This window comes from Olivibacter sp. SDN3 (genome assembly GCF_014334135.1).
GTDB lineage: Bacteria > Bacteroidota > Bacteroidia > Sphingobacteriales > Sphingobacteriaceae > Olivibacter.
In genome coordinates this window covers 2,448,432-2,466,196 of sequence record NZ_CP060497.1, presented here as the reverse complement: position 1 = coordinate 2,466,196, position 17,765 = coordinate 2,448,432, and the positions used below count along the sequence as shown (strand labels likewise).

Here is a 17,765-nt window from a genome sequence, read left to right as displayed (position 1 = left end):
CCTATGATGAAGTGCTTTTATCTATTTACCCTGTACCTGTCACTAATATGTCTACCGTTTTTTGTAAAGGCGCAAATACAGATCTTTTCGGACGCTCCCGATGAACTGATATGGGCCTTGAACCGATTTGAACAGGAAGTCAGGGAAACAGGCGCCACGCTGTCCAAAGCTGTCTCTCTCGAGACGCTTGGAACAGGCAATGCTCTTGCCGTCATTACATCGGAAGAGAAAATGCAAACTCTGGCATCGGAATTCCCTGGTTTTTCGCCAAGTAGCATACAGGAGGAGGGATATGCTTTACAGTGGGCCAAGTATGGCAGATTGCTCTTTATTTTTGCTAAAGATCCGCTGGGCGCACAGTACGGACTGCAAGATGTTGCTGAGCATTATCGCAAACATCGAAAGCTTCAAGGTATGGTAGCTAAAGTAAATAATCCCTACCTCAACTATCGTATACTTAAATTTAATCTGCCATGGTCACCCTACCGAAGAAGTAAAGCAAGCAGTGTTCATGAAGAAACCTGTCGGGATCTGAAGTTTTGGGAGCGCCTCTTGGATATGATGGCGGAAAACCGCCTCAACGTGCTTTCACTCTGGAGCAACCACCCCTTTCCCTTCATGGTCCGATCGGCTACCTATCCGGCAGCTAGCCCTTTTAACGATAGGGAGCTGGCGGAATGGAAGAGCTTCTGGACAGCGCTTTTTGCTTTAGCGAAGGAGAGAGACATACAAACCTTTATCGTGAATTGGAATATTGTTGTGTCACCTTCCTTCGCTGCCGCCTATGGCGCGAAGGAGTATAGCGACCTTTCGACGCAAGTCATAGATTACACACGGGAAAGTGTGCGACAGACAATTGATGAATATCCTGACCTAACGGGAATAGGCGTTACCTTAGCCGACTGGATGGGGAACTTCCCCGATAAACTCAGCGCACAGCAACGTGAAGACTGGATTGCAAAAACATTTGTTGCCGCCATGCAGGAAGCTTCGCGGCCCATAAAGTTTCTCCACCGATCTGTTCTCGCCGGCGACCCCATCGCCATGCGGGAGCTTATAGATCAGGCAAAGCTTAAAGATCGAGCTTTGGTAGAAATTAAGTTTAACTGGTCGCACGGCCACTCTACCCCCGACCTTGCTATTACGCACGACTATCATTCCGGAGAGGTCGATCGTCGCTTTTGGGATCCGCAACCTGAAAATTACGACATTCAGTGGATGGTTAGAAATGAGGATTTTTTTATCCTCCGCTGGGGGCAGGCCGACTTTATCCGTAAACATCTATTGGCCAACAAGGCACCTGGTGTCAATGGGTATTTCATTGGATCTGAAGGATATATCCCGGCGGCCGACTATGCTACCATAGCGCTCAACGAGCAAAGCTGGGACTATGCCTTTGAAAAACAATGGTTATTCTATAAGCTCTGGGGCCGTCTGCTGTATGATCCCAACTACGCAGATAAACATTTTATAGAAGAACTGAACAGACGCTATGGTGCCACGGCTTCATTGCCTTTATGGACAGCCTATCAGCTAGCTAGCAAAATGCCCCTACGCTTGGCTTCCTTTTTCCGCTCTACCTGGGATTACACCTTATATAGTGAAGGCTTTATAGCGGCAGAACCTGCCGATCCAAGTGACAGTACTTTTAACAGGAATTCGCCATTCATAGCTATTCAGGATCTTATTCATCATCCCACCTTAGACACTTCACTGCTTTCTATCGGCACCTTTGTACAGCAAGAACTTGATGGAGCCGTAGCACAAGATAAAACCAACCCGCTCGAGCTAGCAGCCCAGTCGGAACGCGACAGTAGGGAAAGTTTGGCCATGTTACGGAAAATTGAGAAAAACTTACAACCAACCGGTTCAACGCTATTGTCTGAAGTACAGGACTTAGCCGTTTGGAGCTACTTAGGGCTATACCTCTCCGATAAGATACGCGCGGCAACAGCCGCTCATCGCTACCAGATCAGCGGTGATAGTCGCGAAAAGCGGCAGGCCTTGCAGTACATCGATAAATGTCAGCAGCACTGGGATGAAGTTATCCGGCTAACCAAACACCGCTATCGAGCGGTACCCCATGTCAGTACGGAAAATTACGATCACCATTTCCAGGCATTTTCATGGGAATTAATGCGTCCACACGTTTTGGATGATATAGAATGGGTAAAAGCGTTGACCTACAATAAAAAACAATAAAGCCTTCATTATGATAAATAAAACATATCTCTTCACACTGCGCCTACTTTTCTCCTTCATTCCTTGTCTTGTTCTTGCCCAGGAGGAGGATCCCTCTTGGTGGAAACGCAATAATCTGCGGGTCATTCAAACTAATCTTCCAGACTTTACTGCGAAAAACATTGAGCCGAAAGCTTTCGTAGAACAGCTGGTGGCAGCCTCTGCCAACACATTGATTATCAATGCTGGTGGCATTATGGCCTTTTACCCCACCTCCCTACCCTATCATTACCGCAACCCCTATGCCGCCGATCATATGTTGGCCGATATCATCGATCGGTGTCACCAATGGGACATACGTGTCATTGTGCGGGTAGACTTCAGCAGACTGCACAAAACCGTTTTCGAACAGTACCCAGACTGGTGCTATTTATCTGCCGACGGCCAGCGGATGTTTAACGACGATATTTATGTCGTATCTATCAATGCGCCCTATGTACAGGAGAAGTCGTTTGAAATTATCAACGAAATAATAGGACGATACCCGGTTGATGGCATTTTCCTTAACATGCCCGGTTACCAAACCGCCAATGCCTATAAAGGACAATATTATGGTATAGACCACAATCCGCATGACCAAGCACGCTTCAAATCTTTCAGTGGCGGATTGGATTTACCCAAAAAAGAAGATGGCAAAGACCCGGTTTTTAGGAAGTACCAAGCATTTAAGCAAATGACACTAAACAAATGGGCGGAGAAGTTGCATACCTTAATCAAAACCAAAAATCCGGCAATAGCCATTTGCACTTATTCAGATCAATATGTTGACATCATTCGTCATGAATCCCAAAGTAATACCAGCTTACCCTACTGGCCTTATACCGCATCTGACAATGTCAGTAATGCCATGGGTTCTTATCCCGAACATATTGTAAGCAATGCATCCATCCAGCAGGTGTCGTTTCAATCGCGCTTTAACAGTGTTGGGCCTGAAGAAGTTCGCATCCGGCTATACGAAAATATTGCCAATGGCTCGGGATTGGATGTCAGCATGATGGGCGAATTTAATCATAGTGCTGATCCACGCAACTTTCAAGTCATCCGTGATGTTTACCGTTTTCACCAGCAGAATGAAGGTTATTATGGTAATTATCAATCGCTCGCTAAAATACTGGTACTTTCCCCAGCGGCCTGGGCACATGGTGAAGCTGGAGAGGAATACAGAGGCATTCAGCTCATGTTGAAGGAAGCCCATATTCCCTTCGATGTGATGGAGCGGCGCCGCCTGAATGCACAAGAGGATAGGCTTAGCCAATATGAAGCCATCATCGTACCGGGCACCCCGTCCTTCGATAGTGTAGATTTAAAAGCCTTATCGGCAGCAACAGAAAGCGGGGTGAGCATATTGGCAACCGGCCCTTCGTTTATACAGCACCGGTCGTTTTTAAAGGAGCGTTTTGGAGCATCAGTAGTAGAAACGGATTATGATGCCGCTGGAAATTATCTGATGATTGACGATACAACAGTTTTTACAAAAATGGATGGGCAACGTCAGGTTTTTCTAAACTACACCGCGGGGCTCTATACCTTTGATTCCGCTGTTTCCACTTATTTACCGATCCTCAGCAAAGGCAGACCAGGCCCGCCGGAAATTGTAGGTGGTCATGAGCCCACTGACTATAAAGGGCTTGGAGTTGCGGGTACCAATGAGCTTAAGCACGCCCTCATGCCGCTTTCCATCGGGCGTCTCTATTACCTCAAAGGTTATGAACAACATAAACAACTATTTTTAAATACGCTAACAGCAATCTACCCTCAGGCACAAGATCTCATAAAAACGAATGCCCCAGAGAAGCTGGAAATAGTGTTTAAGCAATATGCCCACAATAATGCTGTCAATTCCTCCTCCGGCTTTCAGAAAAATGGACATATCTTACATCTTATTAATCTCACAGGCTTCAATGGAAACACTTATTTTAAACCATATGACCTATCCAATATAGTCATAGAATGTTCGCTTAAGGATGAACCAAGCGAAATACACTTATTGAAAAGTAGTCAGCAAATCGATTTCACTTGGAAAGATGGCAAATTGCATTTCACGATTCCAAAAATAGTTGATTATGAAGCAGTGGTTATAAAAAATAAAAAATAGCCTTAATTGATCTTTTATGAGATTCCTTCTCCTGTAGATCAGTTAAGCAAAAAGGGGCAGTTCCATGGAGTTGGCAACTTGCTCCAATATCTGAAGCTTTTGTTTATCTGTAAAATTCATCCACATAGCTTGAGATCGATAGAGGTTAATAATGTGCTTCTGAACCCGCACAGAGCCATACATCAATTGATCTTGTAGTGCACATAATCTAACGTAGAAACATAATCTAACGTAGAAGAAATACTAAACGGTTAACAATATACTAAAAAAGTACCAAAAACGATCGGAATTTCGGGTGGGATTTAATGGAATTTCGTCCTCACGCATAATTTAAATCATCCTCAGTTTGGCTACAAAAAAAAGCAATTCCACTACAAGACCGGTCTGGTTCAGATTTAACTTTGTTTTATCATTTAATACGTAAAATTATGTCGTCAGAAAAAAAGAAAATCGCGCTTGTAACAGGTGCAAATACCGGAGTTGGCTATCAAATCGCAAAAGCATTGGGAGAAAATAATTACACCGTTTTTGTGGGTGCAAGAAATATTGAGAAAGGAAATGATGCCGCGTCAAAAATAGGAGAAAATGCAGTCGCAATTGCACTGGACGTTACAAAGCCAAACACGATTAATGCAGCAGTGGATGAAATTCAGCGGATATTTGGAAAACTTGATTTATTGGTTAACAATGCTGGCATTTCCAATGCTGGGAACCAAAACAGAAGCATGGAAGAGATGCTTGCTGCTCAAAAGCCAAGCGTAGTGAACATTGACGAAATGCGTACCGTTTGGGATACCAACGTGTTTGGAGTAGTCGCTGTAACACAAGCATTTTTGCCTTTATTAAAAAATGCCGAAGCTCCTCGTATCGTCAATGTTTCAAGTGGACTGGGTTCTTTGACCGCCAACATGAACCCTGAGAATCCTTATAGAAAACATTACGATGTAGTTTATGGCGCTTCAAAGGCAGCGATGAATGCCGTTACCGTTGCTTTGGCCATAGATTTGGAGGATACAAATATTAAAATAAATGCAGTAAGCCCTGGCTTTACAGCCACTGCACTTAATTACTTCCAGGGAACAGAAACGGTAGAGGAAGGATCAAAAGAGCCAATTAGAGTTGCACTTGATGAAAGTGGTGTGACCGGCCAGTTCACCGGACCTAATCAGGAAGTTTTTCCTTGGTAATACATAAAATAAAAATCTATGGCGGCTTTTCGACTATAGATTTTTATTTTTTTAAATTTAATACATGAAGAAAGATGGAAAATTGGTTCGCTACAGTTCCATACCTGATATACATACCGCCTTTGGGCTGCCAAAGCCACAACATCCGCTGATTAGCTTGACTTATTTCGCTAGGGACAAACCGTTGAATCCTTATAATTTGCCAGGTTATGATGTATTGAGCTTTTATAAAATCACCTTTCTGCTGGATGGAACGGGAAGACTGAAATACGGACAACATCATTATGATTTTGGCGACGGCGGTATGCTGTTCCTGGCACCAAACCAACTAGTAGGTACTTCAGATAGCAATGGTGATGCTACCTATTATATTTTGTTGCTACATCCCGATTTCTTGCATGGTTATCCTTTGGCAAAAAAAATTAAACAATATAGTTACTTTTCTTACTCGGTAAACGAGGGGCTTCACTTATCAGAAGATGAAAAACAAACCATCCTTTCTGTATATATGATTTTAGAAAAGGAACTGAACAGCAGAATCGACGAATACAGTCAGGAAGTTGTCGTTGCGCAATTAGAGTTGTTGCTGAGTTATGTCAACCGATTTTACAAAAGGCAATTCATTACCCGTAAAACAGCGAACAAAGATTTGCTTCAAAAAACGGAAGCCCTTTTGGATGATTATTTTAACAACGAGCTATCTCTTAATCTTGGGATTCCTACAGTACGTTTTCTTGCTGAAAAACTTAATCTTTCCGCAGGATATTTAAGTGACATGTTACGCGCGCTCATGGGCAAAAGTGCCAAGCAATATATTCACGAGAAGCTTATAGAGAAAGCGAAAGAAAAGCTTTCTACGACGAGTCATTCCGTCTCAGAAATTGCTTACGCACTCGGATTTGAGCATTCGCAATCCTTCAGTAAATTATTTAGGCAAAAAACAAACCAAAGTCCGTTGGAATATCGGGCGGGATTTAATTAGCATAGGATATACCAATGCTCGGTTTCAGTGTCAGTCCACGCAAGATTTTTAAGATATGCGTCACATTCTTTTCCTGTTAGCAAGACTATAAATTTCGCTTGTTACTTTCAATCGTAATGAACTCGGGTAAATATTCTGGAGTACAACCCTTTGATACCACCTTGCCTTTGTAAAGACCTGTTTTTTCTCCAAGTGCAATGCAACGATTCCGACACTTTTTGTCATAAACTCCAATCCAGCCCGCTGCGAAATTCATTGCCCATTGAACTTCTGGTTCTTCTTTTTCAATTTGGCTTTCAATTTTAGATAATAACTCTTCATTGTTTGGAGGAGGAGTTTGCCCCATCCAACGTAAGCGACCTTGATAATACCAGAATATCCGTCTCTGAAGTGTAGAAGGACTATCTTCCCAGGATTGAATCAATGTAATTGTTTTTCTGCCCTTAGTCAGCTGATTGGCCATGAGCCAATCCGTAAGCTGATTTCTCTCATTCAATGGATGCGTCTGCATGTCCTTATCAAGCTTGTTAATCAAATCTTGGGAAAGAAGCTGACTATCCATAATCAAGATGGCCAATTGTCTGGATAAAAAACTTTTGGTTGACCATAATTCCATAGCCAGTTCGTGATCCTTTTTGATGCCCTTAGCGATCTTCCGCAAGTCTCCCAGCTTAGTTTCAGTATTGATTTGAGCCAAGATGTTTTCTGCTTGTGACGATAGTTTCATATCAATCTTTTATGTTTGGAGACTAATAAATAATTCTGAACTTAAATATTCGTCCGCTTATTTTGCTGTTGTCTGTACATTGATAGGCTCTTTTGCAATTATACCAATAATTGCCCGTTGTGTAGGGTCGGCTGATGAAATATTCTCATTTTCTGCCGTTAAATTAACACCTAGATTGATTTGGCAGTTTTCTTTTTCGGCTTCCGCCAATCCCAGGGCGGTATCGGGTTAGGATCCTTCCAAAGACCTATCTTTTGCTGCCTTGCCTCTGACTCTATTTGTGCATAGATGGAATCGCTGGAGTATCTTTTAAAATGCCAAGCCATGCCCAGTCTGAGCATTTCCTGATTGATATTTTGGTTTTTATTATTCCGTACAACAGCGATCAGCCGGCCATAACGATCGTAGCTATCACTGTAGACCTCTACTTCCTGGCCGAAACATAATGCCGACAATGCTTCTTTAGCAGCGTTGCCAAAAGGCTGTGAGGCTCTTTTCTCAGGGCAATCTATATGCGCCAGACGTACTTTGATTGGATTACCCTCGTAAAGTACTTCCATCGTATCGCCATCAATAACGCGGATTACCTTGGCTGTAAAGTGCTGATCTTTTAACCTTTGGGCTAAAGCAAAAACAGCTTTATTTTGCCCAAAGATTGGATAGCTATTTAAACATAAGAGCAATAAGATTAATTTTCCCAACCACATAGTGTTTTGCCTTCTTTCTTAGCTTTCGCCAGCGTTGTTTTAATAGTCTTATAATGGCAATTACTTAGACCTCTACAGCTTGCGCTTAGATGATATTTTTTTCCTCTACCGCTGCCGCAAAGATAAACTGTTTCCTTTGTCTCGCTAACACTTACCTTTTTATTTGTGCAGACACTATTGAATAGAAGAAACAGGACAAAGAAGAGTATTTTCATTTCTTTTACAAAGACCAAACGTAGCGACTGCCCCGGTTTTGATGAAACAGGTATAAGCCGGAAGCAGTCTGCTACAATCTGGTGGTTTAGGTGATGTGTCTGTTGTGCTTCATTTACTTGGTATGGCATGCATACGAACATATTTTACAACCATCTGCGCTGGCATATATCTTTTTCGCTTCTGCAACGGCTTCTCTACAGGAATTGAACTCTCCCAAGTATCTTCTGTTACTAAGTGTTGGCAGGAATATGCAGTCTGCACGATGGACCTCATGATCGCCATTAGCTTGTGCCTTGGTGTTTACATAGTACTTTCTCATAAATATCTTTTTTCGATTTTCTTATTCAAAAATACCTAGCTACCAAGCTCTTGTCTTACGGGAAACCGTAACGCGATGATCTTTTCTGAAAATTAAACAGGTTTATATAATCCCCATGTCTTTACAGTAGGCGACGAGCTGTTCGTTCTTGGAGAATTCGAGTACTTCCTTCATGAGATTAAGACGCTTTTCAATACTACTTAAACCTGCCGGTTTAATATTGTGCTGTTGTAAATAAAGCGGAATATCTTTCTGTAACATCCCTTGAGCGAGTAAAGAGATGATGGTGATATCGAAGGATGAAAATTCATAGGAATTCTGCTGCTTGATCTTCTGTCTCAGATCTGGCGAAATATATTTACCACCCTTGTAGACGGCATGGATTGCTTCCTTCAGTGCCTGAGCATCATTTCTCGCTTTACGTACGTAACCATCGATCGAGAGCTCTTTAAAAAGTGTATCAACAGCAGCAGGTCTGCTTTCAGCAGAAAACACGATTATTTTGAGGTTCGGTTGCTCATTTTTGACAACTTTGATAAGCTGGGCACCACCCGCTAGTTTTGACTTGTGATGATCTTCTTCGAAAAAAAGATCGGTAATGAGTAAATCATAGGCTTCTTCTTTTTTATACGCATTGCGTATCCAGGTCAACGCATCATCGCAGTAGAATACGTAGTTGGCTTTTGATATGCCAAAGTCTTCCAGGGTTTTCTGTACCGAAATATTTGCGCTTTGGTGATCTTCTGCTATTAATACTTTTTTGAACATCCTTTTATCAATTTACGAAATGGGGAACGAAAAATGAATTTTCAATCCTCTTTCAACTTTGGTGTCAAAGATAATTTCACCGTGAAGACTTTTAATACGGTTTCCCGTATTCGTAAGCCCGTTACGATAAAGCAAACCTGCTGGCATACCTACTCCATTGTCTGTGTAGTAAACATGTATATCGTTAGCTTGCTGTTCAAACCTGACCAATACGTTAGTGGCCCTGCTATGCTTGCGCATATTGACCATAAACTCCTGAAGGATATGCTCTAGCTCGTATTTTGTTTGCTCGTTTATCTTCTGCCATAAACTGGCTTCATTTCCCGCAATAATGATTTTTGTACTTTCCGTAGCAAAAGACCGGAGTAGATTGGCTATCTTCTCATTGAAGTTCTGCTGTTTGTTGGGCAGCGATTCAGCTTCATATGAAATATCACGAGATTTTTCATACATCTGCTCCAAACGTCCTAAGACTCCCTCTCTATCAATAGCAGGTTGGTTCTCAATCTCTGACATTACTCTGTACAAGCCATTTGCAACAACATCATGCACCTTTTTCGACGTTTTCAATCGATTTTCCCGGATAGTGTTTTCAGCTGCTAAAGCTAAGTGCTGCTTACGTTTTTTATACCAGACCAGGCTTATAATGGAGCCCACAAGCACTATAAGAAGTGTACTGAAAAGTACTATACGCTGTTTGATAATTTGGTATCTCTTTCTGGTGTTGTCCTGCTGTAACTCTAGGTTATCTGCTTTGTGTTTTTCCGTTTCGTACCGGATGAGCGCAAACTGATTTTTAGCCGCACTACGGGCCAGTTGAACACTGTCATTCAACTGCTGGTAAATTTCAAAAAAATGTTTGGTGGATTCGGATGGACTCAACCTGATCAGTTTCTGCAGGGCTTCGATCTGATCATCCGGACTGTTCAACTTCTTGGCTATACCATACATGCTGTGCGCATAGAGAAGACCTGAATCGGGCTTGCTGTTGGCATAATAATCGGCCAAATGAGCATAGCTGGCATTCTGGCCCCAAAGATCATTTTCCTTTTCCCGGATACTTAGTGCTTTTAAAAAGTCTGGCACTGCGTGATAACGTGGATTTTGAAGCCATTTAGTTTTTGCTATATTGGATAGTACCCTTGCATATTCCTTTTGATTTGCGGTATTATCGGAAACAATCTGACTATAAATATGGAGGGCTTTATCAAACTCTTCGATCTTTTGGTAAGCTAAAGCCTGATTATTTAACATGATTAGCCGCGAGGCGTCTTTGTCAGCATACTTGAGTGCTAAATCATAATATCTCAAAGCGACTTCGTAATTTTCTAAATGAAGATTGTTTAACCCCAATTCATTGTAATTGGAACTAAAACAGTCAACATGCGCAGCCTTGTTCTCATCTAAATAGGTTAGCGCGGTTAACGAACTTTCAATACTTCCAAAATAATCTCCCGCACTATTTTGTATTACTGCCATGTAGGTGTAAGCTATCGCGATGTCCAAGCTGTCCTCGGAAGCTGTAGCCATCGTGCTGAAATAATAAAAAGCAGAGTCATTATCTTTATTGAAAAAAGACACCGCCTTGTCATAATTGACATCCTCTCTCGGAACATCCGTATTTGGCGCTTGCTTACACGCAAAAATGGTAAATATTAGAATTATAAAGAGTAATAGTCGTTTCAAGGCTGAAAAATATTTACTCAAACTTATATAAAATGCTTTGCATTCACGAACATAAAATAACAGGGGTCGTTTTGTGTAACGGAAACAAAAAAATAGGGCAGTCAAACTGCCCTATTTTTTTTCTGCTATGGTCTTGTAGGTAGGACGTGCCCGCCTTCACCACCGGTCATAACCGTTGCACTGTTTTTATTTTTATTGGTGTTGTGCTTCTTTGGTGGGCATGCCAATCCCAGCATAATGGCAATCATTATTTTCCACATGATTCAAAAATTTTAGAATGAAATACTCGGTAGGTCCCCGCGAACCATTCGTGAGGATTGCTACAATTGCGTATCAGAAGGCCTTCTGAAATTTTTGGGAAGTGGGAGAATCGAATGCGGGAGCTAGTAACTGCTTCCCAAACCGGCTATTAACCACCACATTTTCATCTCATTGTGAAATCTGTTTTGTACATTTGATCCGATTTACCGAATAGAAGCTTGAACCGATTTCTGATGCAAACATACAGCACTCAAACACCTAACCATCAGGTAATTCCGATAATTCCAATGATTCTGTCGGCATTCCAGAAATTCCGAACGGATTCCGGAAATTCCGGTGAAATACGGTTTAGGAACACCCAAAATCTACATGCGTTCTACTTAAAAAGCTTATTGAAAAATGTTTGAAGATTATAAAAAGGGAATATTCGGCGACTATAAAAGGGAGGTAATAAATGCTTATCGAAAAAAGCAAAGCAAAGGTGAACTTCCCAGTGATCTGGAAAGCCCTACCCCCAGTAAGTTGAGAAGCCAAAGTCTGCTTGCCCTTAGAGATAGGTACTTACAAAAGGATGATCAAATGCTCAGGGATTTTTTCAATCCAGAGAATAAGTTTGACTCACACGAAAAAAGTATCAATAAATTTGAATTGACTAGGTTCAAACCCTTAGTGAATTTTTTAAAAGGCGAAACAAATGGTACCTCAGACGATAACATTAAGCTACTAGCTTGGCTAATAGGTTTCGAGCCAAGGCCATACGAATATTGGAGAAAGGGGAATGGTAGCGTAAAGTTTAACTTAGATTCGATTACTGATGAAACTCAAGAGACGGATATTTCAAAAACTCTTGCTGCTGAGGATGAACATGATGAGGAGGCAAAAGGTAAAGAAGTTGTAACGGTAGATGAAAAACCAACGGAGGGGACAAGCATCGAAAAAGCCGATACACCAATTATTGACAAAGGAGAAAAAAACACCGAGCAGTTGGAAACCAGCACTAAAGGGAAGGGCATTGGACGATTGGCGTTATATTTTATTGGGGCAATAGTAATAGCTGGTGTAACCTACCTATTCTCTAGAAATAGCGTTCCGGGATGTATGTTTTGGGCAGATGATCATTATCAGCCTATTTCCTGCAAAGAGAAGGTTCAGGACGCGACTGTTATTGCGCTGGATACATCTTTGGTAGAAAATCAAAAAAAAATCACTCAACGGGACACCCTAACCAAAAATGCCTTGGATAAAGTTTGGTATGTGAAGATAAATGCAGATAGTATTGAATTTTATACGGCTGACGGCTTTCATCCCGTTTACACAGACAAAAAACTGAAGCCCGTGACCATATACATTCTAGATAAATATGTAAAAAATTAACATGATGCATATCCAGTAAAACGAGTACCAAAGTTTACGTATTTAAAAATGCTGGTTTACATTTCACGAACTTAAGAACTATCAGTTTCCCAAACAAAAATAACCTATTTACTTTCATTCGCTCCCGAAAAACATCAGGCAGCCAAATGCGAATCTTTCTGACAGCAAATCAAAATTGGTGTTATTTTTGACGTGACGGTAGTATCGGTAAGATGTTCAAATACGACAGAAAATGGATCTCGCCTGTATCGTTGAGATAAAAAAATGCAATTGCCTGTGGAAAAATGTTACATCATCAATTACGATTTGAACAAGGCTAAAGATTATAAAAGTCTGTTCGATGCCATTGAATCTTATGGAACTTACGTAAAAATCCTGGAATCCTGTTGGGCTATCACGACCACAAAATCAGCCATAGAGGTACGGGACCATTTACTATCCGTGATGGATAGTGACGATGGGATCTTAGTTGTTAAATCCGGCTACGAGGCCGCTTGGATGAACGTGGAATGTTCAAACGAATGGTTACAGAAAAAAATCTGACCGAAAACTGAAAAGCCCTCCCGAAGGAGTTGGCTTTTCAATTTTCGGTCAGGTCTTCTCATAAAATCGGTTATTGCCCAGACTGGACGACGAACGGTCTGGAGGACAGACAGGCAATGGAATTAAAGCATAACGGTCATTCTCGTACCCCGAAGATGCGTTCATCCAGCGATAAAAGGGCAGAACCACCTCCTGAACGTCGGCAAGCGAAAAGAACGAGTGCGATGTAACCCCCTGTTATATTGCATAATTTCTTCATGGTGTATATGTTGGGTCGTGCTGTTTTCATTTTTTGTCGGTGGACGACTCCGTTGTGATCACCAGTTCCTTTCCTTCCTTTAATTCGTCATGCGAAACAAACCATCCATCTATTTTACGGCCTCCGTAATTGATGTCCCTTATTTTCTGGCCATTGCCTTTTTTGGTTATCGTGAACCGGTTACCATCGCCCATTGTAAATTCAACCTTATCGAACAGTGGAACGGTTACGATATATTCCGGATCGGCCGGCGAATAGGTATACAGGCCTATTGCATTAAATACATACCATGCCGACATCTCACCGGCGTCATCCATTCCGGCATAGGCAAGCTTGTCGGCACCCATGTCATAGTAGTGATTCATTATGCTATCCAGATAGAATTGTGCCTTTTCCTGTTTCCCAATGAAATAATACGTATAGGGCACACTATGGTTAGGTTGGTTGCCGTGGCAGTAGTTGCCGATGAATCCGGTCATATTGTGTGCCTCATAACCCCGCCAAGGTTCTGAAAAAAGTGAATCCAGTTTCGCATCGACAGCCTCGCGGCCCGAATATAACGCAATCATCCCTTCGGGATCATGCGGGGCGAAGAACAGCGATTGCCAGGCATTGGCTTCCCTATACATATAGGCGTAATATGGATAATACGGGTCGAAGTCCTTTATCCAACTTCCGTCGTCTATTCTGCCCCGCCAAAAACCGGTTCCGGGATCGAAAAGATTTTTATAATTGGACGAACGCGACATCAGCAGGTCGAAGTTCTCTTCATCACCAAGTTCCTTCGCCAGCAGTGCCGTTGCGTAATCGTCATAGGCATACTCGACGGTCTTGGTAACCGCGGCTTTATATTCATCGTGCGTAGGTACATTTACCGTATCTTTTTCTGCTATCCAACCCCGCTCCATATACTCGTCGAGGTAAGGGCGGCCTCCCCTGCCGGGAACGGTCGCATTTTTCAGCAGTAATTCATAGGAGCGCTCCAGGTCAAAATCCTTGATTCCCCGCAGGAATGTTCCGGCAACGAATACCGACGCGTGGTCGCCATGGAAGAACGTAGGCATATACCCATTGCGTTTCTCACCTTTATCCGTAATTGATTTGATAACGTCGGTAGTGACTTCCGGCTGGAGCATGGCCAGCAATACAAGTTTATTGCGGTAATCGTCCCAGAAAGACGGGTCAGTGTAATACCGGAATCCCCCGTTGGCAAGCTCCCCCGTTTCATCCATGTAATCGCCGTTAACATCGCTCCGCAAAGCAGGCCAGAGGAAAGAGCGGTAAAGGGTGGAATAGAAAAGCCCTTTTTCCCGTTCCGTTCCACCGGTCACCTTGATCTGAGATAAGAGTTCTTCCCATTTTTGGTCTGCTTCCCCACGTACCTGGCTGAAACTCTTGTTGAGCATTTCCTGTTCCAGGTTCATCTTGGCGTTCTCCATGCTGACAAAAGAAAATCCTATCTTTAATTCGAGTGGTTCTGACTTTTTGCTGTCGCGGAAGTTCACAACGGAAACCACATTCCCTTCCTCCCTTACCTGCTCGATGTTTGCTATCTCATAATTGGAGACGGCATAGAAATGGAGTTTCCCGTCTGCATCCTGATATCCCCCAAACGTATTCTCGTCCACCTTCTTTATTTCCCAATCCTTTACGCGATTATTGGAACGCGCCATATCGGCAAGTAGCTTTTTGTCGGTTGTGTCTGGGAAAGTGTACTTATGGTAACCGCAACGAAGCGTGGAAGTCAATTCCGCGTTAATGTGGTAACGCTCCAGGAAGACCTGATAATAGCCTGGATGGGCGGATTCATTGTTATGGCTGAATTCCGATTTGAAATCTAGCGGCGATACCTCACCCGTAACGGGTAACATCGGTATATGGAGCAGATTCCAGTGTCCTTTATTTGTGTGGGCAAAACCATAGATCACCGTATCTTCATATTGGTAGCCCGCCCCGCTGCGGTATTGGGTTACGGGGCTTAACTGCACTAGTGCGTTAGGCAGGGAGGAACCCGGGAAAACCTCAGCACCCCAGGTCCGTTCCTCTATTTTGCGAACATATCCGAGATCCTCCGGTTCCCAGAGGGTTGCCGTACCCAGAAAAGGGTTTACATGATTGGTCAAATGGCTGCCGGTCTCCTGGCAGCCCGCTATGGTAATGGTAATCAGCAATGCAAATAGCACAAAAAAATTTCCTTTCATATATCTGTCTGTTTTATTTTGGTAATGCTGTATTGGTTACTTCATTCCCTTCGAACGTAATTTTATTACTTTCGGCGGCTTCGTTTCCGTCTGCAACGATGATCGAACGTAGGGGGTAATCTTTAGGGTGCTATTCTTAGTGTACTCGTATATGCCTTCGTACGATTTAAGATGCTCACACGAAACCTGGTATTCTTTCTGGACTATTGTTGCCATACAAAATAGATTAGTAAGCAGGGCGGGTATATATTTATACATGGTTTTTGCACTACAATAAGGTATAAATCTAGTGAAATAGTTTAAAGAAATCTCATAAAATAAAGATTAAGGATAGCCGTATGCATTTAAAACGTCTCAACCTATGCAGTAAATTGTATGGGTTCTGTTTCTTATTTTGCGCAGGAAGATTAGTTTATACAGAAGTAAATAAAAAATCATCCCTCCGTGATACAATACGCCATCCCGAAATTCACCATCAGCAGTAAAGCCTGTATCGTCTTTATAATCAATATGGTTTCCTGTTACTTTGTAACTACCTTGGTAAGCACTTTTTCGATTACCTCGGGCTTCATCGTATCGGTTATTGGGTAACAGTTTACCGAATATAACCATCTGTAGTCACCCACATACCGATAAATGCCTTTGTTTCTTCTATTGTTGATTTAATAACAAAGCCTGTTTTTTGATCTCCATCACCTTGTCTGCGTAATCTATTTTGTTATTTCCTTTTATGAGACTAATCTTGAAATAATCCCGTCGGCAGTAAGGTATGGGTTTTTCGCCTGTCCCTACAAAAGGATCAAGCCGGAATACATTAAAATGACCTATTTCCTGTTGGATAATACCTGGTGCCCAATTCAGCTTGGCCTTATAGAAAACCTCTATCATTTCAGTCTTATTCATTTTTAAAAAAAAATTCAAATGAAACGCCTCAATTTAATGGGTAGCTTTTAATTGGAGTTAAATTTAGAACCGTAAAAGCGGGCCATGCGAGATGGTCTCACTGATAACGCTGTTCCATTACGGGCAATTCAACAACCTGAAATTAAAGAGCCCGTTGAACTGCAATCGAAAAAATCAAAACCAAATGATGCAGATCTTACTGCGGAGGAACCGCACCATTTTTTCGACTTCATTAATATGCCGATAAAAAAGAAGTGTAAACGCAAAAGAGGTCAGCACTAATCATATTTATTTCTCAGTGGAAATCAGTAACATCATCGGACGACGTAGCTCATCTTTCATTTCGGGGATGTTTTTCAGCATCTCATCGCTGGGTACGGGTTCTTTAACTTCAACGATTTTAAAACCTTTTTTTAAAAGCACATTCAAATATGTGCCAACCGTTCTATGATATTTTAATACACGCTCTCCCAAAAATAAAGTATTTCTCTCTCCCTCAAAAAAATAGCTATCAACAGCCCAATGCGACTTGTTTCCAGCTGCATCATAAACCCAATCCTGACTATCTTTGGATGTAAAAACCGGATGTTCAACAGAAAAGACAAATCTGCCTCCGGCTTTAAGCCACTGATATATGTTACCGATAAGCATATCATAAGATTGGATATAATGAAAGGTTAAAGAGCTGAATATTACATCAAATATTTCGGGAGTAAATTGAACATCTTCAAGTGCCATCCGTTTATATATAATACCATCTAATTGATTGATTTTCTTTGCTTTTTGAAGCATTTTTTCAGAAAGATCAATACCGACTACCGACTTTGCTCCTTTTTCGATTGCGTATCTACAATGCCACCCGTAGCCACAACCTAAATCAAGCACCTTTTTCTCCTTAAAATCTGGCAGCATTCCCTTTAATACATGCCACTCTCCCGCAGCGTCAAGCCCTTTTTGAGAACGGCTCATTTTTCCATATTGCTCAAAAAATGAAAAATCATCGTATTTATTTTCTTTCATCTGTTCTGCACTATAATATTACCATACAAAAATATGATAAAAAGTTCTCAATGGAGGAGGAGAGATCGACAAACGGCTTTAGCCCTCATGAACCGAGTGTAACGAGCTCATGAATACCGAACAAAAGCAAATGCTTATGAATAATTCCTTTTATACGCTACGCAATTATTATATTGTATATAAAAGGAAATTTATCTAAGTTTGATAAGGATATGCGCATAAATCCGCTCTGATCAAGATCCATGCAGGCTGTTATTTACCCATTGGCTTTTATCA

The 17,765-nt window shown here is 41.9% G+C and carries 18 protein-coding genes; 7 read left to right on the top strand and 11 right to left on the bottom strand.

Annotated features, from left to right (window positions below; genetic code table 11):
- Positions 1-3 precede the first annotated feature (3 nt).
- From H8S90_RS10180 to H8S90_RS10165, 4 genes are all read left to right on the top strand, one after another.
- Positions 4-2,202, top strand: a complete 2,199-nt coding sequence (locus H8S90_RS10180; protein ID WP_187342433.1) for a hypothetical protein — start codon at positions 4-6, stop codon at positions 2,200-2,202.
- A 10-nt stretch (positions 2,203-2,212) separates the two neighbouring features.
- Positions 2,213-4,336, top strand: a complete 2,124-nt coding sequence (locus H8S90_RS10175) for an alpha-amylase family protein (RefSeq protein WP_187342432.1) — start codon at positions 2,213-2,215, stop codon at positions 4,334-4,336.
- A 428-nt stretch (positions 4,337-4,764) separates the two neighbouring features.
- Positions 4,765-5,523 (top strand): SDR family NAD(P)-dependent oxidoreductase, encoded by a 759-nt coding sequence (locus tag H8S90_RS10170; protein WP_187342431.1) that lies wholly within the window; start codon positions 4,765-4,767, stop codon positions 5,521-5,523.
- Positions 5,524-5,587: 64 nt separating this feature from the next.
- Positions 5,588-6,505 (top strand): AraC family transcriptional regulator, encoded by a 918-nt coding sequence (locus H8S90_RS10165; protein ID WP_187342430.1) that lies wholly within the window; start codon positions 5,588-5,590, stop codon positions 6,503-6,505.
- Between the two features lie 85 nt (positions 6,506-6,590).
- Here the strand turns inward: H8S90_RS10165 and H8S90_RS10160 are convergent, their stop codons facing one another.
- From H8S90_RS10160 to H8S90_RS26195, 7 genes are all read right to left on the bottom strand, one after another.
- Entirely contained in the window at positions 6,591-7,232 is a 642-nt protein-coding gene (locus H8S90_RS10160; protein ID WP_187342429.1) for a DNA alkylation repair protein, read from the bottom strand.
- Positions 7,233-7,402: 170 nt separating this feature from the next.
- On the bottom strand, positions 7,403-7,939 hold the full coding sequence (locus H8S90_RS10155; protein WP_187342428.1) for a thermonuclease family protein: 537 nt from the start codon (positions 7,937-7,939) through the stop codon (positions 7,403-7,405).
- The gene (locus H8S90_RS26200; RefSeq protein WP_255501892.1) at positions 7,921-8,283 is read right to left on the bottom strand and encodes a hypothetical protein; all 363 of its coding nucleotides are present in this window, start codon (positions 8,281-8,283) and stop codon (positions 7,921-7,923) included. Before H8S90_RS26200 ends, H8S90_RS10155 begins: the two co-directional genes overlap by 19 nt.
- Positions 8,268-8,474 carry a hypothetical protein gene (locus tag H8S90_RS10145; RefSeq protein ID WP_187342427.1) on the bottom strand — a complete coding sequence of 69 codons (207 nt, stop codon included), beginning with the start codon at positions 8,472-8,474 and terminating at the stop codon, positions 8,268-8,270. Before H8S90_RS10145 ends, H8S90_RS26200 begins: the two co-directional genes overlap by 16 nt.
- Positions 8,475-8,576: 102 nt before the next feature.
- Positions 8,577-9,242 (bottom strand): response regulator, encoded by a 666-nt coding sequence (locus H8S90_RS10140; protein WP_187342426.1) that lies wholly within the window; start codon positions 9,240-9,242, stop codon positions 8,577-8,579.
- A 12-nt stretch (positions 9,243-9,254) separates the two neighbouring features.
- Entirely contained in the window at positions 9,255-10,928 is a 1,674-nt protein-coding gene (locus H8S90_RS10135) for a tetratricopeptide repeat-containing sensor histidine kinase (protein WP_187342425.1), read from the bottom strand.
- A 125-nt stretch (positions 10,929-11,053) separates the two neighbouring features.
- Positions 11,054-11,188, bottom strand: coding sequence for a hypothetical protein (locus tag H8S90_RS26195; RefSeq protein ID WP_255501891.1), 135 nt, complete (start codon positions 11,186-11,188; stop codon positions 11,054-11,056).
- A 400-nt stretch (positions 11,189-11,588) separates the two neighbouring features.
- Between H8S90_RS26195 and H8S90_RS10130 the strand changes: the two genes are divergently transcribed.
- The 3 genes from H8S90_RS10130 (at position 11,589) to H8S90_RS10120 (ending at position 13,336) form a co-directional block, all read left to right on the top strand.
- On the top strand, positions 11,589-12,563 hold the full coding sequence (locus tag H8S90_RS10130) for a hypothetical protein (RefSeq protein WP_187342424.1): 975 nt from the start codon (positions 11,589-11,591) through the stop codon (positions 12,561-12,563).
- Between the two features lie 276 nt (positions 12,564-12,839).
- On the top strand, positions 12,840-13,106 hold the full coding sequence (locus H8S90_RS10125; RefSeq protein ID WP_222852278.1) for a hypothetical protein: 267 nt from the start codon (positions 12,840-12,842) through the stop codon (positions 13,104-13,106).
- A 29-nt stretch (positions 13,107-13,135) separates the two neighbouring features.
- Complete coding sequence (locus H8S90_RS10120) at positions 13,136-13,336, top strand: hypothetical protein (RefSeq protein WP_187342422.1); 201 nt, start codon at positions 13,136-13,138, stop codon at positions 13,334-13,336.
- Between the two features lie 55 nt (positions 13,337-13,391).
- Here the strand turns inward: H8S90_RS10120 and H8S90_RS10115 are convergent, their stop codons facing one another.
- From H8S90_RS10115 to H8S90_RS10100, 4 genes are all read right to left on the bottom strand, one after another.
- On the bottom strand, positions 13,392-15,566 hold the full coding sequence (locus H8S90_RS10115) for a GH92 family glycosyl hydrolase (RefSeq protein WP_187342421.1): 2,175 nt from the start codon (positions 15,564-15,566) through the stop codon (positions 13,392-13,394).
- A 354-nt stretch (positions 15,567-15,920) separates the two neighbouring features.
- Positions 15,921-16,178, bottom strand: a complete 258-nt coding sequence (locus H8S90_RS26435; RefSeq protein ID WP_222852277.1) for an Atu4866 domain-containing protein — start codon at positions 16,176-16,178, stop codon at positions 15,921-15,923.
- A 39-nt stretch (positions 16,179-16,217) separates the two neighbouring features.
- The gene (locus H8S90_RS10105; RefSeq protein WP_187342420.1) at positions 16,218-16,469 is read right to left on the bottom strand and encodes a hypothetical protein; all 252 of its coding nucleotides are present in this window, start codon (positions 16,467-16,469) and stop codon (positions 16,218-16,220) included.
- A gap of 288 nt (positions 16,470-16,757) precedes the next feature.
- Positions 16,758-17,489, bottom strand: a complete 732-nt coding sequence (locus H8S90_RS10100; RefSeq protein WP_187342419.1) for a bifunctional 2-polyprenyl-6-hydroxyphenol methylase/3-demethylubiquinol 3-O-methyltransferase UbiG — start codon at positions 17,487-17,489, stop codon at positions 16,758-16,760.
- Positions 17,490-17,765 lie beyond the last annotated feature (276 nt).

Excerpts from the sequence above, each read along its gene's own strand:
- H8S90_RS10180 (WP_187342433.1), top strand. The coding sequence starts at position 4 with ATGATGAAGTGCTTTTATCTATTTACCCTGTACCTGTCACTAATATGT.
- H8S90_RS10175 (WP_187342432.1), top strand. The coding sequence starts at position 2,213 with ATGATAAATAAAACATATCTCTTCACACTGCGCCTACTTTTCTCCTTC.
- H8S90_RS10170 (WP_187342431.1), top strand. The coding sequence starts at position 4,765 with ATGTCGTCAGAAAAAAAGAAAATCGCGCTTGTAACAGGTGCAAATACC.
- H8S90_RS10165 (WP_187342430.1), top strand. The coding sequence starts at position 5,588 with ATGAAGAAAGATGGAAAATTGGTTCGCTACAGTTCCATACCTGATATA.
- H8S90_RS10160 (WP_187342429.1), bottom strand. The coding sequence starts at position 7,232 with ATGAAACTATCGTCACAAGCAGAAAACATCTTGGCTCAAATCAATACT.
- H8S90_RS10155 (WP_187342428.1), bottom strand. The coding sequence starts at position 7,939 with ATGTGGTTGGGAAAATTAATCTTATTGCTCTTATGTTTAAATAGCTAT.
- H8S90_RS26200 (WP_255501892.1), bottom strand. The coding sequence starts at position 8,283 with ATGCCATACCAAGTAAATGAAGCACAACAGACACATCACCTAAACCAC.
- H8S90_RS10145 (WP_187342427.1), bottom strand. The coding sequence starts at position 8,474 with ATGAGAAAGTACTATGTAAACACCAAGGCACAAGCTAATGGCGATCAT.
- H8S90_RS10140 (WP_187342426.1), bottom strand. The coding sequence starts at position 9,242 with ATGTTCAAAAAAGTATTAATAGCAGAAGATCACCAAAGCGCAAATATT.
- H8S90_RS26195 (WP_255501891.1), bottom strand. The coding sequence starts at position 11,188 with ATGTGGAAAATAATGATTGCCATTATGCTGGGATTGGCATGCCCACCA.
- H8S90_RS10130 (WP_187342424.1), top strand. The coding sequence starts at position 11,589 with ATGTTTGAAGATTATAAAAAGGGAATATTCGGCGACTATAAAAGGGAG.
- H8S90_RS10115 (WP_187342421.1), bottom strand. The coding sequence starts at position 15,566 with ATGAAAGGAAATTTTTTTGTGCTATTTGCATTGCTGATTACCATTACC.
- H8S90_RS26435 (WP_222852277.1), bottom strand. The coding sequence starts at position 16,178 with ATGGTTATATTCGGTAAACTGTTACCCAATAACCGATACGATGAAGCC.
- H8S90_RS10105 (WP_187342420.1), bottom strand. The coding sequence starts at position 16,469 with ATGAATAAGACTGAAATGATAGAGGTTTTCTATAAGGCCAAGCTGAAT.
- H8S90_RS10100 (WP_187342419.1), bottom strand. The coding sequence starts at position 17,489 with ATGAAAGAAAATAAATACGATGATTTTTCATTTTTTGAGCAATATGGA.